Below are 3,173 nucleotides of genomic sequence, written 5' to 3'. Positions count from 1 at the left end.
GACGAGCGCACCAAGCGCATGATCCGCCGCGCCATCCTCAAGGCCGTGGCCATCCCCGGCTACCAGGTGCCGTTTGGCTCCCGCGAAATGCCGCTGCCCTATGGCTGGGGCACGGGCGGCATCCAGGTCACCGCGTCCATCATCGGCCCGCAGGACTGCCTCAAGGTCATCGACCAGGGCTCGGACGACACGGTCAACGCCGTCAACATCCGCCGCTTTTTCGAGCGCACCACGGCGGTGGCCACCACCACCCGCACGCGCGAGGCCACGCTGATCCAGACGCGCCACCGCATCCCCGAGACGCCGCTGGCCGAATGCCAGGTCATCGTCTACCAGGTGCCGGTGCCCGAGCCCATGCAACGCCTGGAGCCGCGCGAGACCGAAACGCGCACTCTGCACGGCCTGGCCGAGTACGGGCTCATGCACGTCAAGCTCTACGAAGACATCGCGCGCTACGGCCACATCGCCACCACCTACGACTACCCGGTGCTGGTCAACGGCCGGTACGTGATGGCGCCGTCGCCCATCCCCAAGTTCGACAACCCCAAGATGCACATGAACCCCGCGCTGCAGCTGTTTGGCGCGGGCCGCGAAAAGCGCATCTATGCCGTGCCGCCCTATACGCCGGTGGAGAGCCTGGGTTTTGAGGACCACCCGTTCGAGGTGCAGCGCTGGGATGCTGCCTGCGCCCTGTGTGGCGCCACCGACAGCTTTCTGGACGAGGTCATCACCGACGACCAGGGCGGCCGCATGCATGTGTGTTCGGACTCGGACTACTGCCAGGAGCGCCAGGCGCAGAAGGCCGAAACTGCGCGGGTGGAAGGCGGCGCCGCATGAGCACCGTGCACATCCGCGAAGCCCGGCAGGCAGACCTGGAGAGCGTGCTGGCGCTGTATGCCGCCATTGAAGACAGCCCGGCCGACGTGCTGACCCTGGAAGAAGCCGAGGCCGTATGGTCCCAGTTCGCCCGCTACCCCAGCTACCGCGTGTGGGTGGCCTGCGACCCCGCGCAGCACGGCGCCGTGGTGGGCACCTATGCGCTGCTCGTCATGCACAACCTGGCGCATCGGGGCACGCCCTCGGCCATCGTGGAAGACGTGGTAGTGGCACAGGACCAGCAGGGCCGAGGCATTGGCCGCCAGATGATGGCCCACGCCATGCAGCAGGCGCGCGACGCGGGCTGCTACAAGCTCGCGCTCTCGTCCAACGCCCGCCGCAAGGGCGCGCATGCCTTCTATGAATCCTTGGGCTTTGCGCAGCATGGCCTGAGCTTTGTTGTCGAGACCCTCACATGAATCACCCCGAACCTTCTGCGCCGCTGCTGAGCGTGCGCAACGTCAGCAGGCGCTATGGCGACCGCGTGGCGCTGCAAGGCGCGTCCTTTGACCTGTGGCCCGGCGAGGTGCTGGCCGTGGTGGGCGAGTCGGGCTCTGGCAAGTCCACGCTGCTCAACGCCATTGCAGCACGCAGCGCCCCGGACGAAGGCACGGTGCAGTTCCGCCAGCGCAGCGGCGAGCTGCAGGACATCTACGCCATGACAGAAGCGCAGCAGCGCCTGCTGGCGCGCACCGACTGGGGCTTTGTGCACCAGAACGCGGCGGACGGCCTGCGTATGGATGTGTCCGCCGGTGCCAACGTGGGCGAGCGCCTGATGGGCCTGGGCGAGCGCCACTACGGAAAGCTGCGCGCCACGGCCACCGAATGGCTGCAGCGCGTGGAGATCGACGCGGCGCGCATCGACGATGCACCGCGCACGTTTTCGGGCGGCATGCGCCAGCGCCTGCAGATTGCGCGCAACCTGGTCACCCAGCCTCGCCTGGTGTTCATGGACGAACCCACCTCGGGCCTCGATGTGTCGGTGCAGGCGCGCCTGCTGGACCTGCTGCGCCAGCTCACGCGGCAGATGCAGTTGGCGGCCATTGTGGTCACACACGACCTGGCCGTGGCACGCCTGCTAGCCCACCGCATGGTGGTCATGCAGCGCGGCCGCGTGGTGGAGGCCGGCCTGACCGACCAGGTGCTCGACGACCCGCAACACCCCTACACCCAGCTCCTCGTTTCTTCGGTACTGCAGCCATGAACCAGCCTTCCATTGCTCCCATTCTCCAGATGCAAGGAGTGGCCAAGCGCTTCACCCTGCACCACCAGAACGGCATCGAACTGCCTGTGCTTGCCCAGGTGGACCTGACCGTGCAGCCCGGTGAATGTGTGGTGCTTGACGGCCCCTCGGGCATGGGCAAGAGCACGCTGCTCAAGTTGATCTACGCCAACTACCGGGTCAATGCGGGGCGCATCACCGTGCGCGCGGCCGATGGCGCCGTGGTGGATGTGACACAGGCCACGCCGCGTGCGCTGGTGCAGCTGCGGCGCGACACCGTGGGCTATGTGAGCCAGTTTCTTCGGGTCATCCCCCGTGTGTCGGCGCTGGACGTAGTGGCCGAGCCACTGGCGGAAGACGCCAGGGACGACCCTGCGGGCATCGAGGCCGCGCGCGAGGCCGCCCGCCAGTGGCTGACCCGCCTGCGCATTCCCGAGCGGCTGTGGCACCTGCCGCCCGCCACCTTCTCGGGTGGGGAGCAGCAGCGCATCAACATTGCCCGCAACATGATCAAGCCCAAGCCGTTGCTGTTGCTGGACGAGCCCACCGCATCGCTCGATGCAGCCAACACCGATACCGTGATCGCCATGATCCGCGAGGCGGTGGCGCGCGGGGCGGCCCTGGTGGGCATTTTTCACGACGCGCAGGTGGGCGCCGCGGTGGCCACGCGCCGCGTGAATGTGGGCGACTTTCGGGGAGCATCGGCATGACCGCGACCGTGTTCAAGAACGCCCGCATGGTGCTGCCGGGCGAAGTGGTGTTGGGAAGCCTGCAGGTGGATGGCGGGCGCATTGCGTCGCTGGATAGTGGGGGCACTGCGGCCCTGCAAGGCATCGACCTGGGGGGCGACTACCTGCTGCCGGGCTTGGTCGAAATCCACACCGACAACTTCGAGCGCCACCTGATGCCGCGACCCAAGGTGCAATGGGCCGAGATGCCCGCACTGCTGGCGCACGACGCCGAGATTGCGGCCGCAGGCATCACCACGGTGCTGGATGCGCTGGGCGTGGGCGAGGCCGATATGGACAGCCTGCGCGGCAGCGCCTGGAACCGCGTGCTCGACACTATCGATACC

General features: G+C 67.7%; 4 protein-coding genes and 1 pseudogene. All 5 read left to right on the top strand.

What is annotated here, in order from left to right; translation table 11 throughout:
* A partial coding sequence (locus DBR23_RS10620) for an alpha-D-ribose 1-methylphosphonate 5-phosphate C-P-lyase PhnJ (RefSeq protein WP_108498219.1) occupies positions 1–837 on the top strand: 837 nt, incomplete at its 5' end.
* Positions 834–1,295 carry a GNAT family N-acetyltransferase gene (locus DBR23_RS10615; protein WP_108498218.1) on the top strand — a complete coding sequence of 154 codons (462 nt, stop codon included), beginning with the start codon at positions 834–836 and terminating at the stop codon, positions 1,293–1,295. The genes DBR23_RS10620 and DBR23_RS10615, both read left to right, overlap by 4 nt.
* Positions 1,292–2,080: a phosphonate C-P lyase system protein PhnK gene (gene phnK / locus DBR23_RS10610; protein WP_108498217.1), complete on the top strand. Its 789-nt coding sequence runs from the start codon at positions 1,292–1,294 to the stop codon at positions 2,078–2,080. The genes DBR23_RS10615 and phnK overlap by 4 nt, the downstream gene beginning before the upstream one ends.
* Complete coding sequence (gene phnL, locus DBR23_RS10605) at positions 2,077–2,808, top strand: phosphonate C-P lyase system protein PhnL (protein WP_108498216.1); 732 nt, start codon at positions 2,077–2,079, stop codon at positions 2,806–2,808. Before phnK ends, phnL begins: the two co-directional genes overlap by 4 nt.
* Positions 2,805–3,173: pseudogene (locus DBR23_RS10600) on the top strand (alpha-D-ribose 1-methylphosphonate 5-triphosphate diphosphatase); the annotation flags it as partial. The gene phnL and the pseudogene DBR23_RS10600, both read left to right, overlap by 4 nt.

This window comes from Acidovorax sp. HMWF018 (genome assembly GCF_003061035.1).
Lineage (GTDB): Bacteria > Pseudomonadota > Gammaproteobacteria > Burkholderiales > Burkholderiaceae_C > Acidovorax > Acidovorax delafieldii.
This window is presented reverse-complemented; position numbering and strand designations above follow the sequence as displayed.